21 protein-coding genes are annotated in these 25,928 nt (G+C 46.0%); 4 read left to right on the plus strand and 17 right to left on the minus strand.

Annotated elements, in window-relative coordinates:
* Positions 1-53: 53 nt before the first annotated feature.
* The 4 genes from MHH46_RS27855 to xylA all read right to left on the minus strand — a co-directional run bounded on the left by MHH46_RS27855 (position 54) and on the right by xylA (position 6,596).
* Positions 54-1,604 (minus strand): response regulator transcription factor, encoded by a 1,551-nt coding sequence (locus tag MHH46_RS27855; protein ID WP_076128706.1) that lies wholly within the window; start codon positions 1,602-1,604, stop codon positions 54-56.
* Positions 1,601-3,388: a sensor histidine kinase gene (locus tag MHH46_RS27860; RefSeq protein WP_076128708.1), complete on the minus strand. Its 1,788-nt coding sequence runs from the start codon at positions 3,386-3,388 to the stop codon at positions 1,601-1,603. The genes MHH46_RS27855 and MHH46_RS27860 overlap by 4 nt, the downstream gene beginning before the upstream one ends.
* Before the next feature lie 207 nt (positions 3,389-3,595).
* Positions 3,596-5,092 carry a xylulokinase gene (gene xylB, locus MHH46_RS27865; RefSeq protein WP_076128710.1) on the minus strand — a complete coding sequence of 499 codons (1,497 nt, stop codon included), beginning with the start codon at positions 5,090-5,092 and terminating at the stop codon, positions 3,596-3,598.
* A 187-nt stretch (positions 5,093-5,279) separates the two neighbouring features.
* Positions 5,280-6,596, minus strand: coding sequence for a xylose isomerase (gene xylA, locus MHH46_RS27870; RefSeq protein WP_076128712.1), 1,317 nt, complete (start codon positions 6,594-6,596; stop codon positions 5,280-5,282).
* A 268-nt stretch (positions 6,597-6,864) separates the two neighbouring features.
* Between xylA and MHH46_RS27875 the strand changes: the two genes are divergently transcribed.
* Together MHH46_RS27875 and MHH46_RS27880 are read left to right on the plus strand one after the other, a co-directional pair.
* Complete coding sequence (locus MHH46_RS27875; RefSeq protein ID WP_076128714.1) at positions 6,865-8,025, plus strand: ROK family transcriptional regulator; 1,161 nt, start codon at positions 6,865-6,867, stop codon at positions 8,023-8,025.
* A gap of 192 nt (positions 8,026-8,217) precedes the next feature.
* Positions 8,218-8,418, plus strand: a complete 201-nt coding sequence (locus MHH46_RS27880; RefSeq protein ID WP_036680251.1) for a hypothetical protein — start codon at positions 8,218-8,220, stop codon at positions 8,416-8,418.
* A 138-nt stretch (positions 8,419-8,556) separates the two neighbouring features.
* Here MHH46_RS27880 and MHH46_RS27885 read toward each other — a convergent pair whose 3' ends face one another.
* From MHH46_RS27885 to deoC, 7 genes are all read right to left on the minus strand, one after another.
* Complete coding sequence (locus MHH46_RS27885; RefSeq protein WP_076128716.1) at positions 8,557-8,790, minus strand: glutaredoxin family protein; 234 nt, start codon at positions 8,788-8,790, stop codon at positions 8,557-8,559.
* Between the two features lie 32 nt (positions 8,791-8,822).
* The gene (trxB, locus tag MHH46_RS27890) at positions 8,823-9,764 is read right to left on the minus strand and encodes a thioredoxin-disulfide reductase (protein WP_076128718.1); all 942 of its coding nucleotides are present in this window, start codon (positions 9,762-9,764) and stop codon (positions 8,823-8,825) included.
* Positions 9,765-9,947: 183 nt separating this feature from the next.
* On the minus strand, positions 9,948-11,912 hold the full coding sequence (locus tag MHH46_RS27895) for a heavy metal translocating P-type ATPase (protein ID WP_076128720.1): 1,965 nt from the start codon (positions 11,910-11,912) through the stop codon (positions 9,948-9,950).
* Positions 11,913-12,236: 324 nt separating this feature from the next.
* The gene (aroB, locus tag MHH46_RS27900; protein ID WP_076128722.1) at positions 12,237-13,376 is read right to left on the minus strand and encodes a 3-dehydroquinate synthase; all 1,140 of its coding nucleotides are present in this window, start codon (positions 13,374-13,376) and stop codon (positions 12,237-12,239) included.
* 924 nt (positions 13,377-14,300) lie between these two features.
* Positions 14,301-15,371: a hypothetical protein gene (locus MHH46_RS27905; RefSeq protein WP_076128725.1), complete on the minus strand. Its 1,071-nt coding sequence runs from the start codon at positions 15,369-15,371 to the stop codon at positions 14,301-14,303.
* 211 nt (positions 15,372-15,582) lie between these two features.
* Positions 15,583-16,875: a homocysteine synthase gene (locus tag MHH46_RS27910; RefSeq protein ID WP_076128728.1), complete on the minus strand. Its 1,293-nt coding sequence runs from the start codon at positions 16,873-16,875 to the stop codon at positions 15,583-15,585.
* A 311-nt stretch (positions 16,876-17,186) separates the two neighbouring features.
* Positions 17,187-17,864 carry a deoxyribose-phosphate aldolase gene (gene deoC, locus MHH46_RS27915; RefSeq protein ID WP_036680262.1) on the minus strand — a complete coding sequence of 226 codons (678 nt, stop codon included), beginning with the start codon at positions 17,862-17,864 and terminating at the stop codon, positions 17,187-17,189.
* A 297-nt stretch (positions 17,865-18,161) separates the two neighbouring features.
* Here deoC and MHH46_RS27920 point away from each other — a divergent pair, with 297 nt between their 5' ends.
* Together MHH46_RS27920 and MHH46_RS27925 are read left to right on the plus strand one after the other, a co-directional pair.
* A complete protein-coding gene (locus MHH46_RS27920; protein WP_076099934.1) occupies positions 18,162-18,503 on the plus strand; it encodes a hypothetical protein in 342 nt (113 codons plus the stop codon).
* A gap of 10 nt (positions 18,504-18,513) precedes the next feature.
* Positions 18,514-19,506 (plus strand): ketoacyl-ACP synthase III, encoded by a 993-nt coding sequence (locus tag MHH46_RS27925; protein ID WP_076128731.1) that lies wholly within the window; start codon positions 18,514-18,516, stop codon positions 19,504-19,506.
* A gap of 75 nt (positions 19,507-19,581) precedes the next feature.
* Here the strand turns inward: MHH46_RS27925 and MHH46_RS27930 are convergent, their stop codons facing one another.
* The 6 genes from MHH46_RS27930 to MHH46_RS27955 all read right to left on the minus strand — a co-directional run bounded on the left by MHH46_RS27930 (position 19,582) and on the right by MHH46_RS27955 (position 25,892).
* Positions 19,582-20,415 (minus strand): prohibitin family protein, encoded by an 834-nt coding sequence (locus MHH46_RS27930; RefSeq protein WP_076128733.1) that lies wholly within the window; start codon positions 20,413-20,415, stop codon positions 19,582-19,584.
* Positions 20,416-20,520: 105 nt separating this feature from the next.
* Positions 20,521-21,294 carry a hypothetical protein gene (locus MHH46_RS27935; RefSeq protein WP_076128735.1) on the minus strand — a complete coding sequence of 258 codons (774 nt, stop codon included), beginning with the start codon at positions 21,292-21,294 and terminating at the stop codon, positions 20,521-20,523.
* Positions 21,295-21,486: 192 nt separating this feature from the next.
* Complete coding sequence (locus MHH46_RS27940; RefSeq protein ID WP_038573362.1) at positions 21,487-22,485, minus strand: LLM class flavin-dependent oxidoreductase; 999 nt, start codon at positions 22,483-22,485, stop codon at positions 21,487-21,489.
* Between the two features lie 21 nt (positions 22,486-22,506).
* Positions 22,507-22,989, minus strand: coding sequence for an Rrf2 family transcriptional regulator (locus MHH46_RS27945; protein WP_076137019.1), 483 nt, complete (start codon positions 22,987-22,989; stop codon positions 22,507-22,509).
* Positions 22,990-23,177: 188 nt separating this feature from the next.
* Entirely contained in the window at positions 23,178-24,620 is a 1,443-nt protein-coding gene (locus MHH46_RS27950; RefSeq protein WP_076185450.1) for a SulP family inorganic anion transporter, read from the minus strand.
* A gap of 195 nt (positions 24,621-24,815) precedes the next feature.
* The gene (locus tag MHH46_RS27955) at positions 24,816-25,892 is read right to left on the minus strand and encodes a bifunctional 3-deoxy-7-phosphoheptulonate synthase/chorismate mutase (RefSeq protein ID WP_076193656.1); all 1,077 of its coding nucleotides are present in this window, start codon (positions 25,890-25,892) and stop codon (positions 24,816-24,818) included.
* Positions 25,893-25,928: the final 36 nt, after the last annotated feature.

The following is a 25,928-nucleotide window of genomic DNA, read 5'->3' on the forward strand; positions in this document are numbered from 1 at the left end:
GCTAAAGCTCAGGTTATACCTGAACTGCAACTGTGGCTTTTTGGGCTTCTATTTTAGATGTTTTTGCGAAAAGAACTTGGGGAGAGTCCTACATATTTACGGAACTTGGCGTTGAAGTAATCGGGGTTCATGTACCCAACTTTCTCGGCCACCTCATATACTTTCATGCCTTGCGCGAGGAATTGCTTCGCCTTCTCAATCCGCACTTTGTCCACATACGTATTGAAGTATTCCCCGGTAGTGTTCTTGAACATTTTACCTAGATATGCGCTGTTGTAATTAAATAACTCAGATAAGGTCTCAAGCTTAAGGTTCTCATTGTAACGGCGGTTGATTAGCTCCGTAATTTTTTTGATCTCATTCCCTTTGCTGCCACTGGACATTTGATCGGCGATCTCCGCCATGAAATTGACGGCCTGCTCTTGCAGGTCTGCCAGGTAATGACTATGGTAGAGCTCACCGATCGGCGGGGAATGCTTAGCGGCATTGCTGCGAATCTCTGGATAGACCGGTTCGAGACGGGCCAACACCGTACTGAGAATCCGCACAAATGTATCTTTGATCTGCTGCTCCTCACTGCCCGCAGCCAGTAGCTCCGCACAGATCGTATCCACCAGCGGTTCAATGGCCGCGCGGCTTCCGGTTTCAACAGCAAGCATTAGGCGGCTCTCCGCATCCTGCCCTTCTTCGGTGTACGCCTCCGCCACTCCAGGAAACAACATACCGGAGAGATCGGCGCTGATCAGAATCCCTTTGCGGTAAAAGAATGCCCGGCGCAGCAGTTCACGCGCCACTTGAAAAGACTGTGCCGCCTCTTCTGGTCCAGCTACAGGGCCTCCCGTTGCTGCGCTGAAGTTGTATCCCTCGCGGCAAATTAAGGAAGCAAGCTCTTCCATCAGCCGCTCCTGTTCCTGCTTTCCTGGCAGCGGCTCTTGCAGCAGGAATCCAATATATGGCGGCATCGTGAAAAACATCCGCTCTTCACTGCTGCCAAAATACTGTTCTACCGCGGCCTTAACGGCCCGCTCCCCTTCCTCACTGCCGCCCGCAGGCGCGAGTAATTCGAGTAGGATCACTTCGACATGGTCTGATTTAAGACCCAGTGCTGCCGCCTGCTTAGCAGGATCATTCTCCCCCTCCTCCGCTGTTGAAGGCTGCAGCAATGTACGCAGCAGGCTTTCGCGATTACGGGCAGGCTCCTCTTCATTCCAGCGGCTAAAGCGATCTTCCTGAGCGATCGTGACTCTGAGTTCCTCCAAATAGTTGATTAGCTCTTCCTCATCCACCGGCTTCAGTAAATAGCCGTCAATGCGGTAAGAAATGGCTCGTTTAGCATACTCAAAATCCGCATGACCACTTAAAATTAGCACATGGCTGGTCGAGCCTTCCTCGCGCAGCTCACCGATTAACTCCAGCCCGTCCATACCAGGCATGCGGATATCCACCACAATCAGTTCCGGATAAAAAATATGATATTTCTCCTGAGCTTGCAAGCCGTTGGCGGCCGTAGCCACCACCGTATACCCTAGCTCTTCCCAAGGGATTAGAGCCCGAAGGCCTTCCCGCAGCTTTGGCTCATCATCAACAATCAATACTTTGATCATAGATTTATGTCCTCCATTGGAATACGAAACGTAATAGATGTTCCTTCATTCATCCGGCTTTCGATATTCAGTCCATATTCAACACCGTAGGATAACTTCAAACGGTCGTGTACATTGCGCAGCCCGATCCGTGCCTCTTCCTGCTCATCACGAACCTCAAGGGTATAACGGATCTGCTCCAGCTTGTCCGGAGTGATCCCGGCTCCATTATCGGTAATGGTAAAGACCGCATGATTCTGCTCACGCTTGATATTCACCGTAACCATTGCTCCATCCATCGTGTTGTCTAACCCATGAATCACCGCATTTTCCACAAGCGGCTGCACAATCAGCGGCGGGATGTAGAGTGATTCGACGGCAGGGTCTACAATAAATTGATATTTCAAACGATCCTCATAACGGAATTGCTGAATATCCAAATAACAACGAACCACTTCAAGCTCCTGGCTAAGCAAAATTTTACTTCGGCCTACCTCCAGATTACTGCGCATCATTTTGCCAAGAAGACGCACTACCCGTGCAATCTCCACTTGCCCTTTCATATGGGCCTCCATACGAATAGATTCCAGCGCATTGAACAAGAAATGAGGATTGATCTGGCTTGCCAGCATTTTAAAACGGATATCATTCTGTTTCTGTTCCAGCAGGCTGTTCTGGTCATTAGATTCCTGTACCTCGTACATCAAATCGTTAATACTCCGTACCATAGAATTGAACTGACGAGCTAACAGGGCAATTTCATCTTTGCCATCAATTTTTAATGAAGTGTCAAAATCACCCGTACTAACGCGGTTAATATGTCTGCTTAACTGCAATAATCGACGTGAAAATAATGAAGAGAAACTATATATGATTAAAAAGGCCAATAAAACGCTTACGGCAATCACGGTAATCGAAAGCTTAATCACCCGATTAGGTTCTTTGACTATACTATCAATAGAAAAAACAGAAATAATTCGCAGGGCGTTACGGCTGGCTTGTGGTTTAAGTTCTTCTATCACTATTTTGGAGGCTTCACCATCTACTTCTGCCTCATAGCTCCCGCTTCCTTGCCCCAAAAGCTTTGTATCAAAAGAAACATCTGCCAGTTTCTTTCCTGTCCGATCGCTCCGGTTCGCAGCAATGATATTATCCTGATCATCCACGATCATGGTATCAAATGATTCCTGGCTCAGAATTGAGGTTAGCTGGTGACTGTTTACATTAATAACGAGCACGCCAATTTTACTGGAGCCCTCCAGCTCGATTTTGCGGACAAGACTTAAATAATTCCGCTGATCACGCTCATCCTCTATATATTCCCAACCGACGAGGCTATCGTACCGCTGTGCTCTCTGATACCACTGGCTCTCCTTAATGGCAGACGAAGGATTGATCAGCTCCCAGTTGTTAAGCAGCGTAGCATTATCAGTGTATAAACGTATGTTGGATATGTCTTTATATAATCTTAGGTATTCACGCATATCAGTGTAATCCCGATAAGCCTCAACCACATCATAAGTGCTTACATACTGGCGTATGGCGAGTTTTTTCAGCCGGGCATCATTGGACAATCGATACGCTATATCTTGCGATACACCGATGACTTCTTCTGTTCTTTTTTTTACCCGATCTACGTTAATTGAAGCTTGCTCCAGTGCGTTCTCAAACGCCATGGTCCTCATCTCAATCGTAAGATAACCACCTACCAGTAATACCGGTAAAAGTGTAGTCAGTAAAAAAGCAAGCAGCAGCTTATTGCGGATTTTGATGTCATTCAGCACCTTAACAAACCATTGAAACATGGCCTTTCGCCCCCCGAAACCTTCACTATCTCATGTACAGGCTGCCACTACCTTGGAGATATTCCATACTTTACAGAAGAAAAATGAAAACGGCAACATTTTTGAATATTGCCGTTCATCACCTCTATAAAGAAGATGGTCTTTAAAAAGGCCTTCCGCCAGATGCGAAAGACCTCTTTTATATCAGACAGATTGATAAATGGCGTTTTATTGGCGATATGCAGCCAGCTTGTTATTCAATTCGCGGGTCTGGCCATAAACTTCCTGATAGAGGTTGAATAGACCGTCATAGATTGCCGTTTGTTTCGGATCTGGTTTATAAACATCAGCAGGACGGATAAACGCTTCTGCACATTCCGCAAGGGATGTGAACCATCCGCTTCCATAAGCCGCCAGCATAGCTGCTCCCATTGCCGGACCCTGTTCACTTTCCAGCTTCACGATGGATGCATTGAAAATATCAGCCTGCATTTGCAGCCAAGCCTCATTTTTAGCTCCACCACCAATTGCAATGATCTCTGTAATCTCTTTGCCTGACTCACGTACAATCTCAATGGATTCACGCAGTGAGAAGGTAATGCCTTCTAATACTGCACGTGTAAAATGCGTCAACGTATGCCCTGAATCCATACCAATAAAGCTTCCGCGAATATTCGCATCTGGATGTGGTGTACGTTCTCCTACAATATAAGGTGTGAATAACAGGCCTCCGCTGCCAGCTGGAATAGAGGAAACTCCGCTTAACAGCTCATCAAAGCTTTTGTCCGCCGCAAAGGTTTCTTTGAACCACGTAAGGCTATGACCAGCAGCTAGTGTAACCCCCATAATATAGTAGGCATCTTTTTCACCATGGTTAAAGAAATGGACTTTGCCTTCGAGATTCAAATCTTTATTGCTCTCATAAGAAAGAACTACACCAGATGTACCAATACTGCACATGGTCCGGCCTTCTCCCAATACACCTGCTCCGAGCGCGCCACAAGCATTATCTGCACCACCAGCAAATACCTTCGTTGAAGATAAAAGACCTGACGCTTCAGCAATGTCCGGCAATAAAGTTCCAGTCTGTTCAAAGGATTCTACCAATCTAGGACAAAGAGAAAGCGGAAGTTCAAAAGCCTCTGCGATTTCTGCACTCCATTCTTTAGAACCTACATCCAATAGCAACGTTCCGGCAGCATCGGAGTAATCCATTGCATAATCACCCGTCAACCGATAACGAACATAATCTTTTGGCAGCAGGAACTGATGCGCCTGTGATAATACTTCTGGTTCATTCTCTTGAACCCACAGAATCTTAGGCAGTGTAAAACCTTCCAATGCTTTGTTTCTGGCGATATCGATCAACTTCGTTCCAAGCGTCTTCTCAATCTTACGGCATTGTGCAGTAGTACGGGTATCATTCCAAAGAATAGCTGGACGCAGCACTTGCCCTTCTTTATCTACCAGTACCAATCCGTGCATTTGTCCGGAGAAACTTAGACCGTCTACTTGAGAAGGGTCTATGCCTGATACTTCAATCAGACGGCGCAGGCTGACCAGCGTGCCCTTTACCCAATCTTCAGGATTTTGCTCACTCCAGTTCGGTTGGGGTCTGCTTAGCGGGTAGGACTCGGAATGCTCAAAAGCCACCTTCCCCTGCGGGTCCACTAGAACAGTCTTCACTGCACTAGTCCCCAAATCAACACCTATAACGTATTTCATTTTTGACCTCCTAAAAGTTTTGTTAGCATAGACTTCATTGAATTACTTCGAGCAAAACTTACTTCGTAAGCATCTTGCTTAGTTTTTACTACAAAAAGGGGGCTGCCGAAGAATGCTCTCTTCAGCAACCCCCGTTGCATTTGTTCAAACTCGACTCAAAGCCTAAGCTTCAAGCTCCCTATAAGGACTACTCAGCCAAGATGTATTGGTTAAGGGTAGCTCTCAGGTATTCTTGACGTCCGGATTGGTTAGGACGTGGGTTCTCATTGTTCAAAGCATATTCAGCCAAAGAAGCCAATGTTGCTTTACCGGAAACGATGTCTGCACCAACGCCTTCTGTGAAGCTGCTGTAGCGTTTGTCAATGAAATCTTCGAATACGCGATCTTCGATCAATTTAGCAGCAACTTTCAAGCCTTTTGCGTAAGTATCCATACCAGCGATGTGTGCCAAGAACAGATCTTGTGGCTCGAAGGAAGGACGACGTACTTTAGCGTCGAAGTTAATTCCGCCTTTGCCAAGACCGTCATTCTTCAATACTTCATAAAGAGTAAGTGTTGCATCGTAGATGTTTACTGGGAATTCATCAGTATCCCAACCAAGCAGTGTATCCCCTTGGTTAGCGTCAAGTGATCCAAGCATGCCATTAATACGAGCTACACGAAGTTCATGTTCAAAAGTATGACCTGCAAGCGTAGCGTGGTTAGCTTCAAGGTTCAGCTTGAAGTGCTTGTCGAGGTTGTATTTTTGCAAGAACGAAATTGTTGTTGCTGCATCGAAATCATATTGATGTTTAGTAGGCTCTTTTGGTTTAGGTTCGATCAGGAATTGACCATCAAAACCAATTTCCTTAGCGTAATCTACAGCCATGCTGAACAGACGTGCAATGTTATCTTGTTCAAGACCCATATCTGTATTCAGCAATTCTTCGTAACCTTCACGGCCGCCCCAGAATACATAGTTGCTTGCGCCCAGACGTTTACCAACTTCCAGACCTTTCTTCACTTGTGCTGCTGCATGTGCAAAAACATCAGCGTTAGGTGTAGAACCTGCACCGTGCATATAACGCGGGTTAGTGAACATATTAGCTGTATTCCACAGCAATTTCTTGCCGGAAGTCTTCATGCCTTGTTCAAGGATATCAACAATAGTGTCGATGTTGCTGTAGAACTCACGCAAAGATGCGCCTTCTGGTGCGATATCTACATCATGGAAGCAGAAGTAAGGCAGATCCATCTTGTCCATAAATTCGAATGCTGCTTCAGCGCGAGCTTTAGCTTTATCAAGACCACTCAATTTGTCCCAGCTGCGAATTGCAGTTTCAGCGCCAAACGGATCAGAACCGCCAGCAGTTAATGTATGCCAATAAGCCATTGCAAATTTCAGATGTTCCTCCATAGTTTTGCCGGCTACGACTTCTTTAGGATTGTAGAATTTAAATGCATAAGGGTTGGTGGAACGGCTTCCCTCGTAAGAGATTTTGTTCACTGTCTCAAAATAAGCCATTGTGTAATCCTCCTCATATTGTGCTACGCTAGCAAGCGTTTACAGCATCATCTTAACACATCTTTTTGACTTTGTATATTGGTTAAACAAAGTTTTTTTATAAAATTTCCGCCTCTTTAAGTCTCCCTTGCCTATCCGTTTAATATTCAAAAAATCCAACAAACATAGATTTCCTCTTTTCTGCCGATGTATTGCAATTTCCAGCACATCACTCTAGACTAAGTGGCATACAACAAAAGGGAACTATGCTAAAAAGGATGTGTGATTCGTGAAGGTTACCGGAGATCAGGCGCTGGTCAAAAAAATCAATAAATCGATCGTACTACATACTATTCGAAGGAACTCTCCGCTCTCGCGCGCCAAGGTTTCAGAGATGACCGGACTGAATAAAGCTACCGTATCCAATCTGGTGGCTGAGCTATGCGCTCAAGAATTAGTGACTGAAGTTGGACCAGGTCAATCCAGTGGCGGACGAAAGCCGCTAATGCTGCATTTTAACAGCATGGCCGGCAGTGTAATCGGTATAGAGCTACGGGTGAAGCAACTGACAGCCGTCTTATGTGATTTAAGTGGTGGCATTCTTTTCGAAAGCGATTTCTCCCTGGACAATCATGCTCTGCCTTATGTACTGGAACGGATGAAAAAAACAATTTCAGACTTGATTGATAAAGCACCTGAATCCCCATACGGTATCGTCGGCATCGGAGTAGGTGTCCCCGGGATGGTGGATGAGAACGGGGTTGTTCTTTTTGCTCCCAACCTTGGCTGGGAAATGGTCGACCTGCGGGGTATTTTGGAGGCGGAATTCGCGGTTCCAGTCACTATTGATAACGAAGCTAACGCAGGTGCACAAGGTGAACTGAACTTTGGGGCGGCAAAAGATGTTAGACATCTGCTCTATATCAGTGCGGGTTCAGGGATCGGATCCGGTATTATTATTGGCGGAGAGCTGTACAAAGGTGCAAGAGGATATGCCGGCGAGACCGGACATATGACGATTGAAGCACAAGGCAAGCCGTGCAGTTGTGGGAGCCGTGGCTGTTGGGAGCTATATGCCTCGGAGAAAACCTATGACCATTCCGAGTTCTCCCTCCCTGCTCATACCACACAAGAACTGGTCCGTTATGCAGCCGCTGGACAAGAAGACGCCTTGCACCACTTCTCATCTATAGGTGAATATCTCGGCATCGGAGTAACGAATCTAATCAATAGCTTTAATCCAGAGCTGATTGTCATCGGTGGAGCCTTATCCGAAGCAGAAGCCTGGTTAGGGGAGCCCCTTCGCCGGGTTGTAGCCGAGCGTACACTTCCTTATCATAAGCAGCAGCTCGAGATTACCTTCTCCAAGCTGGGCAGCCGAGGCACGATGATAGGCGCGGGGTTCTCTGCAGTTATGCATTTTCTAGGCGATATTCGGGTGACCGTTTAATGTAGTCTAATGGACAACGTTTTGCGGGACAGTTTCACGGGTGAAATTCAAGAGCGGATAGAATTGACGTAAAATTGCCGCATTTAGGTGGATCAAAAGTGCAGTAAAAGCAACTTAAATCCTATATAATAAAGGATAAGTTAGTGTGACATTTATCACTACAACCCCTTTTTTGAAATGGAGAGCGAGTCCATGACCTATGTTGATACGTCTGATATCTCGGCACAGATGTTCATCACTGTGTTGCTTTTTCTGCTCATTATTGCCCCTTTGATCAGTCTCGGTGTGCTCCGTTTTTTTCAAGCCAAAAAGAAATCAGGATTCATTCTGATCGGCAGCGGTGTTGCTGTATACGTCCTATTTCAGATCATTACCTCTTTCACTCAAGCTTAAATTGAACTTTGCGATTTACATCATAAAAAATAGCCTGCGCATATTAGCGTCAGGCTATTTTTGTATACTTAGACCACAAAAAGATCACCTCCAAAATGGAAGCGACCTTTTGCAATTTCCTCACAGAAATATATTTAATTAAACAGTCGCCAATGCTTTGTCGAACTGAGTTTTATTCATCCCCACGATTTTGTGCTCACCAATTACAGTTACAGGAACAGCTCTCATTCCCATATCCCAAACCTGCTGCGCGTAATCATCATTCTGCTCAATATTACGCTCTTCATAGGCTACGCCTTTTTCACTCAAAAAGCTCTTCACCTGACGGCAATGTGGACAATTTGTTGATGTATATACAATTACATTTTCCATCATTAGACCTCCTATGGAAGATTACAGTTATGTTACAGAATAACCGCGCTATGTTCCAGACTTTCAATGTATTTCTCAGCATCCATAGCTGCCATACATCCACTGCCTGCTGCCGTAATTGCTTGTCTATAACGGGTATCCTGCACATCACCACAAGCGAATACGCCTGGGATATTAGTTTCAGAAGTACCTGGGTTAGTCATGATATAACCTTCAGTATTAGTTGTGATTTGTCCACCCAAAAATGCAGTGTTAGGATGGTGGCCAATCGCCACAAACACTCCGCTTGCTTCAATGATTTCTTCTTGTCCGGTCTCATTGTTCAGCACTTTTAGTCCACTCACGCCTTTGTCTCCAGAAGTTACTTCCAGAGGAGTACGATTCAGGCTCCAAGCTACTTTAACATTATCGCGAACGCGATCCTGCATGATCTTGGAAGCACGTAGCTCTTCACGACGGTGTACCAGCGTTACTTTGGAGGCAAAACGAGTCAAGAAACCCGCTTCCTCAAGCGCAGAATCTCCACCGCCAACAACCACGATCTCTTTATTACGGAAGAAGAATCCATCACAGGTAGCACAGGTGCTCACACCGCGTCCCACATTATCCTGCTCGCCTGGGATACCGAGGTATTTTGCCGTAGCGCCAGTCGAAATGATCAGGGTATCCGTCGTAAGAACACCCAATCCTTCAACATTAAGCTTAAAAGGACGCTCTCCAAGTTCTACACTGTTCACCCAACCCGTACGGAATTCCGCACCAAAACGTTCAGCTTGTTTACGCATATTATCCATTAAGTCTGGACCCATAATTCCATCAGGAAATCCCGGGAAATTCTCCACTTCTGTAGTGGTGGTCAATTGTCCGCCAGGTTGAGGTCCTTCGATTACTAGTGGGTTCAAATTGGCACGAGCCAAGTAGATAGCAGCAGTCAACCCCGCCGGTCCGGTTCCAACAATTATTGATTTATACATATCTATATCCTCCTTGAGTTAGACGGCAGTGACGTCGCTTCTTATTTAAAATAATTATAATGTAGTCTTAATTATGCTAACTGAAAGCAAAAATGTCAATAAGCCAGACTCCCTCAGGGAAAAATCATTTGTGAACAATTTAATTTTTGGCAATAAATAATACACAGTAACTTCACTGACCACTTACCGCAGCAATCGCAGCCCATTAAGAATAACCAATATCGTACTGCCTTCATGACCGATCACGCCAAAAGGAAGGGCGATGCCCTGCACAAAGTTACTGATCATCAGAACCGCGATTACTGTTACAGCAAAAATCATATTTTGCTTCACAATACGCTGTGAGCGCCGTGCCAATGAAATGGTCGAGGCGATCTCTTCAATATTATCATTCATAAGCACTACATCGGCGATCTCAAGCGCTGCACCACTGCCTTTCATGCCCATTCCCATACCAACAGTCGCTGTAGCCAGAGCAGGCGCATCATTCACACCGTCACCCACCATCACAACATTACCGTGCTCTTTACGAAGCGCCTTAATATGCTTTACTTTATCCTCTGGTAAAAGGTCGGCAAATACTAAATCTACTCCGGTTGAAGCCGCAATAACTTTTGCTGTAGCTTCCCGGTCACCCGTAAGCATAGCCACTTTAATCCCCAGCTCCTGCAGCTTCCGCACTGCGGCTTCTGCTTGTGGGCGAACTGTATCCTGCAATGCAATCATACCTGCGATATGCTCACCGTCCAAAATAATGGAGACAGTCTTCCCCTCTTCCGCCAACTGCTGCCGTTTAGTTCTCCAGAATGCAAGCTCAGAACTTATCGCAGACGAAGTCAGCTCATCCAGTAAATTGGACTTTCCAATTTTCCAGAGATGCCCGTCAACTTGACCTTCAATTCCCCAGCCAGTGATGGTTTTACTTTCCTGCACACCCCGCAGCTCCAGATATTCTTCCTCAGCTTTACGCACAATGGCTTCCGCCAATGGATGGCGGGACATATGCTCAATGGATGCGCTAATCGCCAGTAATTCTTCCCGGTTGTAGCCTTCAGCTGCAATAAAGTCTGTCACCTGCGGAGTTCCCTCTGTAAGGGTCCCTGTCTTATCAAAAGCTACAACAGAGGTCCGGGCCATATTTTCGAGGTGGACCCCTCCTTTAAATAAAATCCCTTTTCGCGCACTTTTGGAAATGGCCGACAGCATCGCAGGCATAATCGATGAGACCAACGCACAAGGCGAGGCTACTACAAGAAAAACCATCGCTTTATAAAAGGTTGCGCTCCAGCTCCAGTCCAGCAAAAAGGGTGGAAGGAAAATAAGAGCCACAGTCGAGGCAACGACTACCCGTGCATAGATGGCTTCCAGTCTTTTAATGAATCGCTGTGAATTTGGAACATCCGTCTCTGCTTCTTCTACCATCTTAATGATCTTGGAAAAAAGTGTGTTCTCTGCTGATTTCGTTACTTCAATATAAAGTGGACCTTCTCCATTGACCGTACCTGCGAATACTTCGCTGCCGGCACATTTTTCAACAGGCACTGACTCTCCTGTAATGGAAGCCTGATCTACTGCCGATTCTCCTCTGTACACCTTGCCATCTGCAGGAATAAGATCCCCTGGACGTACAAGCAAGAGATCTCCGATTACTAACTGATCAATAGCTACCTCGTTCATGCTTCCTTTTTCAATCCGCATGGCTGTGGCAGGTTTCAAGGCCATAAGTGAGGAAATATCCTTCTTACTCCGTTCCATCGTATAGCTCTCTAAAGCTCCACTAAGCGCAAAAATAAAGATGAGCATAGCACCTTCATTCCAGTACCCAATGGTAGCTGCGCCTAGTGCGGCCGCAATCATCAGCAGGTTCACATCGAGATCACGTTCTTTGACGAGCGTCTCAATGCCTTCTTTGGCTTTGTTCCAGCCACCAACGGTATACGAAATAACATAAAGTACTATAGAGAAAACTTCTGACCAGCTGCCCATAGCCCAAGCAAAAAGCATAAGTACTCCGCTGCCAAGCGCAGCCTGCATCTCGGAGTTGCTGAGCATGGCTCTCAGATCGAACCGGCGTTTTGGAGCGCCTGGTTTCTTCATGCTGCCGGAGATTGAGGTTTGCTGGGGTAAATGTTTTGATGTTGCTTGCATAATAATCACCATCCTGAAAGTTTTGTGTAGGATTACTTCATTGACTTCTCTTCGCAACAAAACTTGCTTCGTGAGCATACGTTTTGTTTTGTCTAAATGATAATGAGAGCCATTCTTAAGACCCCTAAAATGACACATGCTGCCCCGGCTTAGCCGGGACAGCATGAATGATAACTATGAGTAGTGAGAATGATAATCATTGTTGCAATAGTACAACTATATTTCCTTAGTGCAACTTATATTTTAATAATACCACCTTGAACGAAAAAGTAAACCCTACCTTCCGGGTTATTCGTCATAAATTTAAATTAGCGTTTTCCTCTCTTAGCTGCGTATTTTATTTAAAAGCTCGGATAGGACTTGCTCTTCGACTGGCGTCGAATAAGCTCCACCTTCAAAAGACTTCATCGCTCCAATTCCAGCTTGGAACACAAACCGTATACGCCCTTTGCGAACCTTTTTATCCGTATACATCTTATCAATCAGCATTCTATTTGTAATGGTTGCTGGTATTTCAGTCGGAAGTCCCGCCTTCTTCAACAAAGCAATCACACGCTGAGTTTGGTCAGGTGTTACATACCCCAACTGCTCTGCCAGCTGCACCTGAACCGCGAGTCCAATCGCAATAGCTTCACCATGTAATAATTCATAACCACTTAAAGCCTCTAACGCCCGGCCAGCAGTATGCCCCAGATTTAGAATTTGGCGCAGGTTGCTCTCCAGTTCATCCTTTTCCACCACGCTATACTTGATCTCACAATTATGAAAAGCAATCCGTTCGCAAACCTCTCGATCTAATACAAGATCGCCTTCTGAGGAAACCACTCGCTCCATATTCTGTTCAAGAAACTCAAAAAAATCAGCATCCGCGATGCAGGCATGTTTGATTGTTTCAGCCAACCCACTACGAAGCTCACGTACCGGAAGCGTTCTCCAAGTGGCTAGGTCAATGTAGACCTTTTTAGGCTGATGAAAAACACCAATTAGATTGGTTGCAACCGGTGTATTCACGCCCGTTTTACCACCAATAGAAGCATCCGCTGCTGCTAAAAGGGTAGTTGCATAGTTCAAACTTGGCACTCCCCGACCAAATGTTCCAGCCAAAAAACCTGCCAAATCCGTTACCGCTCCACCTCCAATGGCAAGGATACAGCAATCCCGTCCATAAGACCGGCTTAATAGCCGGTCCTCCAGCTGTGCCTTCGTTTCTCGGGTTTTAGACTTCTCTCCAGCAGGGAAAGAAAATAACTCCGCTTGAAAATCATTCTGATGCAGTTGTTCCAGCAAGGCTTGTCCATACAGGGCTTCAACTTTTGAATCTGTAACAATCGCGAATTTGCTTACATTCTCGACAATTCCATGTTTCAAATCCTCGATCAGAGCGCCAAAAAGACCTTCCCCAATCTCAATATCGTAAGAATGATCTACGACCTTTTGCAGGCCAACTCTAAAATTTGTAGACATCTACAGCACCCCTATTCAGCAAGATGCTAATAAAATTCGAGCGGCTGCGGCCATTATCCTGTTTATGTAAAATGTAAGGAGAAGCTGGAAACGTATCTGGATGTCCTAAAACTAATGTTGCATGTAGCTATTGGTGATAGTACAGAGGATTATGTACCTCTTCCTAACGAATAGCGTCTCTGGTGTCCGAAACTACGCTTAAAAAGCTAAAATCAGGCAAATAGCGTCATCTGGGTCCTTAAGCATCGGGGGTTGAGGAGTGCAGAGGTTAAGTGCAGAGTTTAAATGCAAAGCATGAGTGCAAATTAGTTTAAGTGCGGTGGTTGGGCACAGGGTGGGAGTGCGGAGGTTGCATCCAAAGCATGAGTGCAGATTAGTTTAAGTGCGGAGGTTGGGAACAGGGTAGGAGTACAGGGGGTTGAGTGCGGAGGTAGAGCGCAAAGTATGAATACGACACGAGTGATGAACGTATGATGCAAGTTGCTCGCGTATGTTGCTACTATCGGACTCAGCTGACCCTAATCGCTGATTTTAAACACATTTGGTATTCAAACGGACTCCATTGCAGCTATTGACCTGAAAAGCACCAAATATGTACCTCTTCCTAACGAATAGTGTCTCTCGTGTCCGAAACCATGCTTAAAAAGCTAAAATCAGGCAAATAGCGTCATCTGGGTCCTTAAGCATCGGGGGGTGAGGAGTGCAGAGGTTAGTGCCTAGTTTGAGTGTTGATTAGTTTAAGTGCTGAGGTTGAGCACAGGTAGGAGCACGGAGTTGAGGACTGGGTTATATATACGCTGTTGAAGCAGGTAGCTAACGACCAAAAAAACAAAGCAACGATTCTCCGATAACCGGATAATCGCTGCTCTGAAGTCTTTTTTCGATTCTTATATGAACTGCACCGTATCGTTCAGCAGAAAAAGCTTACTGCCTTCCCCCGGCGGCAGTATCCAGCGTTTCTCGCTGCCTGGCGATCCAGATTAGGCAGGCCGCTCTCAGCAGCGCTTCGGTCCGCTGACCGGCGCTGCAAAAGATCCCGCTGAGCCCGATCTGATACAGATCGGCCAAAGCCGACGCCGCCGGTGTCCCCGCGGCGAGCACCACCGCCGCCGGCTTCACGCTCGTCACGGCGGCAAAGATCTTCCCCGCCGCCAGGGCGAATTCCTCCGCGGCGGTCTCTTCCGGCGCGTGTTCGCCCGCCGCGCCGTCCAGCACTAGGAAATCGGCGATACGCGCGATTTCCGCAGCGGCGGCAGGCTCCACATCGGGCGCGATCAGCGCCCCGATGCGGCATGCCGCCGCATAAGCGTGGCCGAGTGTCTGATCGGCCACGTCTTCGATGAATTCGCGCTTTGCGGCGAATTCGGCTGCGCTTGCGGTGTAGGCGACCAGCAGGTCAAGGCGGCAATCGCCGCCTTGCCGCTGGCTCTCCGCCACCGCAGCGAACAGCGCTTCGAGCTGCGCGTCCTGAAGCGCGGCAAGCTTGGCGGGCTGCGCCACCGCAAGCGACTCTGGATGCAGCAGGGTGACCGCTGCCCATTCGCCATCCGGCGATTCGAGCAGCTCGGCAACAGCTGCACGCAGACGATAAGAGATTCGCTGCAGAATACGCGCTGTTTGGAGTTCATCTTCGCTAGATAACCAGTTCTCATAAAGACAGAACAGCTCTGGTTCCAGCAGCCATTCCTCACTCCGTATCAAACACGGGCCCGCTTGAACAGTCCTTGTTCCTTCCCGTCCAGCAAGACGTTCTTCTCTTCCTTCACGCAGCACTAGGAATGTCGATGGTTCCCCCGGCCGCTTAAAATAAGATCGCTTCAAAGGCTCAATGACATCCCTCTGCTCTACTCCAGCGATAAATTCTGCGGCAGCGGAGGCTACGGATCCAGCTTGGCTCATTTCCATTCCCACAGTCCGATCACCAGCCTTATACATGAACTTGAACGGGCGCTCTTCACTACTCCGCAAACCATCCTGCTGACGTTCACCCTTCATCCTCGCACCCACCCTTTATCTTTGGATTGCTGCCGGTATGCCAAGCTATATAACATAAGCGACCGACATTTCATTTACCTACCTCACTTATAAATACGGGAGCCACACCTGAAATATGCAAGCGTTGCCAAATCCGATGAATATTCCAACTTTTTTAGGCAACAAAAAAAGCATTACCGCAGAGCAGTAATGCTTTTCGAAATATAAACTTCTATTGTTGACTGGCAGCAATTGCTTGCTCCAGATCATAGATAATATCATCAATGGACTCCGTCCCGATCGACAAACGCAGCAATTCCGGCGTTACTCCGGCTGTGATTTGCTCTTCATCCGACAGCTGTGCATGAGTTGTGCTCGCTGGGTGGATGATCAATGACTTGGAATCCCCAACATTCGCTAAATGAGAGAACAGCTTCACATTCTCAATCAGCTTACGTCCCGCAGCACTTCCACCTTTAATACCAAAAGTAAGGATCGCACCTTGGCCTTTAGGCAAATACTTTTGCGCTAATTCATGAGATGGATGCGTAGGAAGTCCCGAATAACTTACCCATTCCACATCTGAATGTGCCTCCAAATATTGCGCTACCTTCAGCGCATTCTGGCTATGACGTTCCATCCGCAAATGAAGAGTCTCCAGACCTTGCAGCAGCATCCAAGAGTTGAACGGTGAAATCGCCGCCCCTAAATCGCGAAGCAATTGAACGCGGGCTTTAATAATATAAGCAATCGGGCCCACCGCTTCCGTATAAACCAATCCATGATAGCTTGGATCTGGCTCCGTAAGACCTGGGAATTTACCGCTTGCCTTCCAATCAAATTTACCGCCGTCAACAATAATCCCGCCAATGGATGTACCATGTCCACCGATGAATTTGGTTGCCGAATGGACAACAATGTCCGCGCCATGCTCAATCGGACGCAATAAATATGGACTTGGGAACGTATTGTCTACGATGAGAGGAATCCCATGTTCATGGGCGATCGCTGCAACTGCCGCAATATCCAGAACATTCCCCTGTGGGTTGCCGATTGTTTCTGCATACAAGGCTTTGGTCTTATCTGTAATCGCAGCACGGAAGTTCTCAGGATTATCCGAATCTACGAAATGTACCTTAATACCAAGCTTAGGCAGTGTTGTCGAAAATAGATTATAAGTCCCGCCATATAGGCTTGCTGCAGATACAATTTCATCCCCAGCGCCCGCAATATTTAGAATGGAAAAGGAAATAGCCGCTGCCCCGGAAGCTGTAGCAAGCGCACCTGCCCCGCCCTCAAGTGCTGCCACACGCTGTTCAAATACATCCGTAGTTGGGTTCATCAGCCGAGTATAAATATTACCGAATTCTTTAAGCGCGAACAGATCCGCTGCATGATCAGCATCACGGAACCCGTAAGAAGTGGTCTGATAAAGCGGTACAGCACGTGAGAAAGTAGTTGGATCAATTTCCTGGCCTGCATGGACAGCCAAAGTTTCAAACGACAGCTTGCGATCTTCTGACATAGGTATTTCCTCCCCTATAATTAAGTATAGAAATGATTAACAATTTTGAATTGTACCCATTCTCTCACAAACCACGTCATTTGAAAAGAAAAAAATCTCATTATTCCGGTGTGAATTATTGTACTTTGGTCAAATGCTTCTGCTAGTGTCCTCTACCTACTGGATAACGCTTTCAATATAAATTAATAAAAACCTCAACCTTATGTATAAAACACAATCGCTAATCAAACTGATCGGTTAATAGTTTGAATCAGGACAGCGGCGAATGAGCTTGTCCTCCTCACTCGCCGCTTCCGATTCAGCCCTTCGGCTTAGTAATTGCTTTGGCTTGTTTCGCCTTTAGCAATCGCTACACCACCACTAGTTCCAATACGGCTTGCACCTGCTTGTACCATTACATGTGCATCTTCTGCACTACGTACACCACCGGAAGCTTTTACACCGATATTAGGTCCAACTGTAGCACGCATAAGCGCGATATCTTCTTTCGTTGCCCCGCCTGTAGAGAATCCAGTGGATGTTTTTACGTAATCTGCTCCGGCCTCAACAGATAGCTTGCAGGCACGAACTTTTTCTTCTTCCGTTAACAGACAAGCCTCAATGATGACTTTTGTCAGGGCTTTGCCGCGCGCTGCATCTACAACAGCTGCAATATCACGTTTAACCAGCTCATCGTTGCCATCTTTTAATGCTCCGATATTGATGACCATATCCACCTCGCCTGCACCTTTAGCGATAGCATCGGTAGTCTCGAATGCTTTGCTCTCTGTTGTCGATGACCCCAGCGGAAAGCCGATTACTGTACATACTTTAACCTCAGGCGTATCTTTCAGCACTTCATGGGCAGTAGCTACCCAAGCAGGGTTTACGCAAACAGAAGCAAACTTATAAGTTTTAGCTTCCTCCGCCAATTTAATAATGTCTTCTTTCCGTGCATCTGCTTTAAGCAGTGTATGATCAATGATCCCCGATAGTGTAATTTCGCTCATTTTTATTATTCCTCCATGATTTGGATAGTAGTTTTTTTCATCTCTGTAATCATACCAATAGAACTGTGCTTTGCAAAGCAAACAGGGTGGGCATGCCTACCTCAAACCTTAATTTGTGCAGATTTTATGGATTTTAAGTAGTTTATCATTCCCTAAATTATCTTTTTAAAAAAATAAAGGTTTAATCCCCTAAACTTTCCCAATTAAAAATACGATAATAGTCTTAGATTAATAGGTTTTTTTATCCTATTCATCAAAATTTTTCTTAGATAAAACTTAGGAGGAGATTAATCAAAAATGGGAAACTTCAATTTCGCCACAAATGCTGCCGATCAAAAACTGAATGTACAAGTGGAAGGAACTATGTCGCCAGAAGATGCAGGACGTTTCATTAATGAGTACAACCAAATCATAAGTGCATTCGACCCGAAACAATATGAGATCATCCTAGATTGCAAGACATTGAATGTATCCTCAAAGGACACACTTCCCATGCTTGAGCAATGCTACATACTGTACAAACAATCCGGATTTAAAAAAGTAACCTTTATTATTGCCAAAAGCCCTGTCCTAAAAATGCAGTTAAGCCGAGTGGCACGGGCAACGAAATTAGAAAATTACGAAATTATTGAAGCATAGGAGGCGCCACTTGGGACATATAGCGATTCGCCAAGCTGCTTATTACCACCCAGAGCATATCGTAGATAACGAATATTATCTGAAGCATTTTCAGAGTATGGGCAAGGACATCAAACGATTCCTAGAAGTCATGGGTCGCGACCGGAGATACATCGTAAAAGAACAGAGTGAAAATGCTCTGACGATGGGATTAAAGGCTGCCCAAAAAGTGCTTAGCGAAGCGAATTTGCAAGGTGAGGATATGGACATGATCATGTTCGCTTCACAGACGCCAGAGTACACCTATCCTACCAATGCACTTCTCCTACACCGTATGCTTCAAGGTAAACACCGGACCATTACGCAGGATTCCAATGCTAACTGCGCAGGAATGGTCTCCGCCGTGGAGCAGACAAGTCGTTATATGCAAGCCAATCCCAGCATCAGGTACGCACTCGTTGTAGGAAGCGACTACAGCTCAGTGAACTGCAATACAGATGATGAAATTACTTACCCTAACTTTGGGGACGCCGCAGCAGCAGTGATTCTAGAGCGCAGCAGTGAGCATGCAGGCTTCATAGATTCCCTTTATTACACCGATTCTGAAGGCTCCGAGAATATTATGTTCCCGGCCTGCGGCCTGTCGAATATTTATCAAGAGGGTATGACCCCAGAGCAGATTCGGATACGGTGGACCCCTTTTGACGGTACAGTGTGTGTGGATGCGGCTATAGCGGATATGAAGGAGCTTCTCTCACGCAACGGTCTGACTACGGATGATATCTCTGCATTCTGCCTTTCACAATTCTCACTGAAAAATATCGAGCTCATCCAAATCGGACTTGGGCTAACCGCAGAAAAGTTCATTTATGTAGGCGACGAGTTCGGCTACACAGCCACAAGCAGTCCTTTTATCGCCTTTCAACGCGGAGTCGAGGACGGACGAATCAAACGTGGCGATTATGTCTTCTTTTGGTCAGTTGGCGCTGGCTGGCAAATTCCTACGATGCTTTATCAATATTAATAGCATAAAAAGCCCTACTTCTATAGAAGTAGGGCTTTTTCATCAGAGGAAATAAATCAGAAACCCAATAATGAATTATTTAGTCAGGGATTGAACATCCACAAAAGGTGTGGCTCCCCCTGTTACAGATGGCAGCACGCCGTTCCATTTTTCCAGCGCTTTCTCCTGAACCTCAATTTGCTTCAGCTGCACCAGCTCAGGTGTAACCTCTTGCTTCTTAAGTCTTAAAGATTCAGCCTCTGCTTGCGCCTGGGCGATTTTTTGCTTCGCTTCAATCTCAATCCGCCGGAGATCATTTTCGGCCTTCAGCGCCTGCTGCTGGGCGACCTGCTTTGCTTCAATCGACTGGTTAAATGCCTCCGAGAATTTAAAGTTAACGATGTTAATATCGTTGACGATCAGGTCATATTTTGCCAGCCTAGCGGTTAAGTGCTCACTGATCTCACTCGACACTACATCACGACGCGTAATCAAATCCTCTGCTGGATATTTGGCTGTCACTTCTTTAACGATTTCTTGAATGGCCGGATTGATAATTACACTATCAAAATTACCTCCGATATTGTTCATCAGATTAAAGGCGGAAGCCTTATTTACGGAATAGTTCACCGCCACATGTGTGGACACGGGCTGAAGATCTTTTGAAGAGGCTGAAGTATCGGTCTCCGCCTTCGTTACCTGTGTATTGACCTGAATCACCGTCTGAATAAATGGAATTTTAAAATGAATGCCGGGTGACAATGTATTGTCATTTAATTTACCAAAGGTTTTGTATAAACCTACATGCCCATATTCCACAGATACAAAAGAGTTCGCGCCGATCAACAATACAATAAGCACCGCTGCAATACCGGTGACTATTTTTCCCGGACGCAGCTGTTTCAATTTCGGATTCATTTGCATATTCATCCAATACCCCTCCTAGATTATGGATAATCATTCAAGCTTAACCGTCTATACGGAGGTTTAGGGTAAATGGTCGCAGGAAATATTTCAACAGCAGTGGTCATGGCGTTACCGCTCTGGGATCAGTCCTTCTACGGTCAACCGGAATTTCTTGCTCTGCTTGTCCCCGATATTAGAAGCTTCATATATTCCTTCATCCGTTAGCACCACGGAGTCCGCCTTTAAAGCATCATTAACAAAAGTTATCTCAGCGTGATCAACATTCCAGCGGTAAATATAGGCACTCATTGGATTTCCATGTGCGGCTACACCCTCAAAAGATCCATCCTGATCAACATCCAGCTCTTTGGAATGTCCGGTATCAATTTGCAGCAAACCCGAGGGGTTACCGCTCTCGTCGATTAAATAATAGTTACTGAGCGAGTTATTTGCTCCTAGTCCCCCGGTGATTTTCAACACCTTTTCGCTAAACAGCCGCACTACTTCTACCTTAATATCCTCCGGTTGACGATAATTATAAGTTCCTATCGCCCCTAGACTGTATTGTCCTTTGGAAGTAGAAGTTCTGGCATACACATAGTCTTCGTCACTAGCCATCGTATACACACTCACTTTGACTCCTCTGAAGTCTTCCAGCTTCTTCTCTGTAATCAAAGTAGCGCCTGTGGGTGGAGCACTTAGTTGAGAGACTATGGGTATTGTATCCACCAGCTTCCAATCCAGCTTAATGAGGTTAGCAGCGGTGTTTGTTGGCTTCGGTCTTGAGATGTGGTAGTCGTTAGCCGATTGAGAGGGGGATGGGTCCACCTGATGTTGGCAACCTGCCAGCAGATTCATTAGAAGCAAGGCTGTCAGCGTAACGGATTTATGTAAAGGAAACATCCTTGATCACCTCCTATCCTCTTTTTAAAATTAAATCTTTCATTAATCATAGATGAAGTTAGGCATTCAAATGTTACTTTTAGGAGGCGGGAGGGTTAATTTATTGTCTTTTGAGGGTATGCGCCGATCAAAAAGCTGAATTGGCATACAAAAAACCCGCATGAAATGCGGGTTAAGGTTAGCTATCCAGAATCAAGAGCCTAGCAGTTCACGCGCCAGTAGTCGGTAAACCTCTAGCCGTTTCTCCTGCGAATGTGGGATGCTGCATATCATTGCTTCTTGGAATCCATATTGTGCTTGTTCTTCTTGCAAACGTACGGCGATGTCTTTAACCGCACCAACTAAATGAATCTTGCGCCCTTCCTTGATTGACATCCGGTCAATTTCCGATAGCGAAATGTTCTGAGCTTCTTCTGGTGTCAGCACCTGAGTAATCCGGCCCTTACTCATCATCAACCGAAAAATATCCTGCGGTAATGCTTCATACTCAGCTTCTTCCTTCGTTTCTGCTGTGGTCACCATATAGGATACACTGATCTCTGGTTTGTCCATAAAGATAGAAGGCTGGTAGTTATTCCGGTAATGGTCCAAGATCTCATTACTCATCGCACCATTAAAAAATTGTGCGAAGGAGTATCCGACTCCCATTTGTGCAGCTTTTCGCGCGCTATTGCCGCTCGAGCCTAACAGCCATACTTCAGGGAGCGCCACCTTCGTTGGAGCAGCGAGATTTTTGGCATATAGCTCATCTTCCGGAATCTGATCACTAAGCAGCTGCATGGTAATGCCAAGCTTGTCATACATATTATGCAGCATTAACTCACGGCCTTCAGATAAAGCGTACATGGCGCTTGTATCGCCACCAGGAGCTCGTCCCACACCAAAATCAATTCTCCCCGGGGAAAAAGCACTTAACGTTTTAAATACTTCAGCCAGTTTAAGAGGAGAATAATGCATCATCATTACACCGCCGGTGCCGATTCGAATACGGTTGGTCTTGGCGGCTAAACGGGCAGCCGTTACTTCCGGAGCTGAGCTAGCAAATGTATTTCCGCCATGGTGCTCTGCCATCCACATTCTGCTATATCCCAGCTCATCTGCTAAAATAGCGAGTTCTTCTGCTTTATTCAGGGCACCTTCCGCAGTGTTGCCGCTTGTCACGGGTGCCTGATCCAATACGCTTAATCTCATGCGAATACATCCCTTCTTTGGTTAGATGACCATTTTATTACTGACCCATTCCTCTAGGGCAGCAATCTTATCTTTAAAGCGTTCACCACGCATTTCCTCCGACAACGAAGCAATAGTCTCCCGCTTTAATACGGCTTTCCAAGAGGATTCAGCTTCTTCCATCAGATTCGATAACAGGCAGCAGCTGTCTTCTTTTTCTAAATCCAACATGTCTACCAGAATACCATTCGATGAATACAGCGACTGCTGGCCTTCCACCGCAAGGTAAACGTCATATACACGAATATCTTCAGGGCTTTTCTTTAATTTAAAACCGCCTTTAATGCCGGGAACAGACGTGATGATATCTGCGGTTACCAGCTTTCTTAACAGTTTCTGAAAATAGGTCGCCGATGCTCCGAGCTGCTGGCTAATCGCTTCCCCAGACAACACCGCCTTATCCGGCAGCATGTTGAGTAGAACCAGTGCATATACCGACTGCTCTACCCCTGTTTTCATATGCATGTACAGCACCTCGATTTACGTAAATAGCTTGATTCAAACTGTAGATAATACCATCCGCGTATAAAGCGGATAAACATTATCCACTTTATACTTTATATCAGTTTGCACCAAAAGTAAAACCTTGCTGGCCTTTCTTTCAGTTAATATCTGCTATAAAAAAAAGATCGCGCATATAGCGCAATCTTTTTTCATATGGATAATCCCACCCGCTGAACCAGCTGTGAGCTCTGGTCATTAAGTCCGGTAATGGTGACTTTTTTGCCATGCTCGGCGTATTTGCTCATCGTCTTCGCTATGGCATGGACAGCGGATTGGTCCCACACATGGGAGTGTGAAAAATCGATAATAATATGATCCGGATCGCTATCGTAGGCGAATTCATGAATGAAGTGGCTTGTCGTGCCGAAGAACAACTGGCCGGATACCGCATATGTTTTGGAAGAGGTTGCTTCCTGAACAGTTAGGCGGATCGAGGCTATTTTCCAAGCAAACGTTAAAGCACTTAGCAGTACCCCAAACAAAACCCCAATAGAAAGGTTGTCCGTAACCACCACAGTGACCACCGTCACAATCATAACCAGCGCATCGCTTAGCGGAACACGGGTTAAAGTTTTGAGTGAGCCCCATTCAAAGGTGCTGATACAGACCATTATCATTACGCCGACGAGCGCGCCCATCGGGATCTGCTTCACCACATCGCCAAGTACGATAATTAAGAATAATAAAAAGATCCCTGATACAAACGTGGACAGACGCGTGCGTCCTCCTGACTTCATGTTAACCATCGATTGGCCAATCATCGCACAGCCTGCCATCCCTCCGAAAAAACCAGTGACTACATTCGCAAGCCCCTGTCCCTTCGCCTCTCTGTTCTTATCACTACCTGTGCCCGTAATATCATCTATTAAGGTGGCAGTCATCAGGGATTCCAATAGCCCAACTACAGCCAGCGAAAGTGAATATGGCAAAATAATAAGCAGCGTATCCAACGTAAATGGGATTTGCGGGAGATGGAATAGTGGCAAAGTTGCTGTAATATTCCCCATATCGCCTACGGTTCTTACGTCCAGATGAAGAGCGATGCTAAGAATAGAAACAATAACAATCGCTACAAGTGCTGAAGGTACGGCTTTGGTAAACCGAGGAACTGTGTAGATAATAAGCAAGGTCAGAGCTACCAGTCCGTACATCACCCAGCCTTGTCCTTTAAAATGGGTAAGCTGTGCCATAAAAATTAGTATCGCCAGCGCGTTGACAAAACCCGTCATGACCGGCTGTGGCAAAAAGGTGATAAACCGCCCCAGCTTTAGCATCCCCATCAATATCTGAAACACACCAGCCAGTACAGTTGCCGCGAACAGATACTCTATTCCGTGTTCTAGTACGAGACTTCCGACTAACAGAGCCATAGCTCCCGTAGCCGCCGAGATCATTCCGGGTCTGCCTCCGGCAAGTGCCGTTACAATCGCAATGCAAAAAGAGGCATATAAACCAACCATCGGACTTACTCCCGCCAGGATCGAAAAAGCGATCGCTTCAGGAATCAGCGCAACGGCTACGGTCATCCCCGATAAAATATCGGTTCGAGTGTTAGAAAACCACCCATTATTTAAGGTAAGCTGCTTCAAAATCTATTTTCCTCCTGTGACTATTAAAATGTGTGGATCTTTTGTCAGAAAAGACCCGGGGCCGGTGCAACGCTAATGTTGCTTATTGTACTCGACCCACCTTCACCTTCACAAAAAGATTAGTTAGACTTGTAAGCGCTTATACACCTCATTTTCTAGCGAATCCTTAAAATATCATGCAAATTCTATATTTCTAGATTACCGGTACAATCCGGAAGCCTTCACTTCATTAAAGAAGGTGTTGAATTCATCAATGTTCAGCTGCTGAGCGGCATCAGACAATGCGGTTGCAGGATCAGGATGCACTTCCACCATTATGCCGTCAGCTCCAGCTGCGAGTGCGGCTTTCGCACATGGAATAAGGATGTCTTTGCGGCCTGTCGAGTGAGTTACATCAACCAATACTGGCAAATGACATTCCTGTTTGAGAATTGGCACTGCTGAGATATCAAGCGTATTGCGGGTCGCTTTTTCATAGGTACGAATTCCACGTTCAATCAGCATGATCTGTGTGTTTCCACGAGACATGATGTATTCCGCTGCATGGATGAATTCATCGAGTGTGGCAGCCAATCCACGTTTCAGCAGCACCGGCTTGTCGACTTCTCCGACCGCTTTTAGCAGCTCGAAATTATGCATATTACGTGCACCGATCTGGATGATATCCACATAATCAAGTGACTCTTCAATATGTCTTGGATCTACAATTTCGCTGATGGTCAGCAGTCCATATTCATTTGCTGCTTCTCGTAATATTCTTAAACCGTCCATTCCCAGTCCTTGGAAATCATAAGGTGAAGTCCGAGGCTTGAAGGCACCACCACGCATTACACGTACTCCGGCTTTTTGCAGGGCGGCAGCTACGGTGCGAGTCTGTAGTTCACTTTCCACGGAGCAAGGACCGGCTACCATCAGTGAAGAAGGACCGCCAACCGTTACATCTCCCGGTAGAACAATCACTGTATCCTCTTTGTGGCTCTTGCGGGCTACCAGTAAAGTTTTTTTATGATCATCTGTTTGTAAGTCCAGAGAAGCTGAGAAAATTTGTTTGAAGAGGCTACGGATCGTCCCGTTAGTGAAAGGGCCTTTGTTGCTCGCTACGAGCTTATCCAGCATCTGTTTTTCCCGTTCTGGATCAAATTTAGGGACACCTTGTTTTTCTTTAACTCCTCCAATCTCCTGAACAATCTTAGCCCGCTCGGAGATCAGCTCCAGCAATTGCCCATTAATTTCATCCAGACGACCTCTAAGAACATCCAATTCCACGTTACTCATTACCCTTCCACTCCCTCTTTTTGTTATAATTTGGAA

The organism is Paenibacillus sp. FSL H8-0175, assembly GCF_045040615.1.
Taxonomy (GTDB): domain Bacteria; phylum Bacillota; class Bacilli; order Paenibacillales; family Paenibacillaceae; genus Paenibacillus_AQ; species Paenibacillus_AQ odorifer.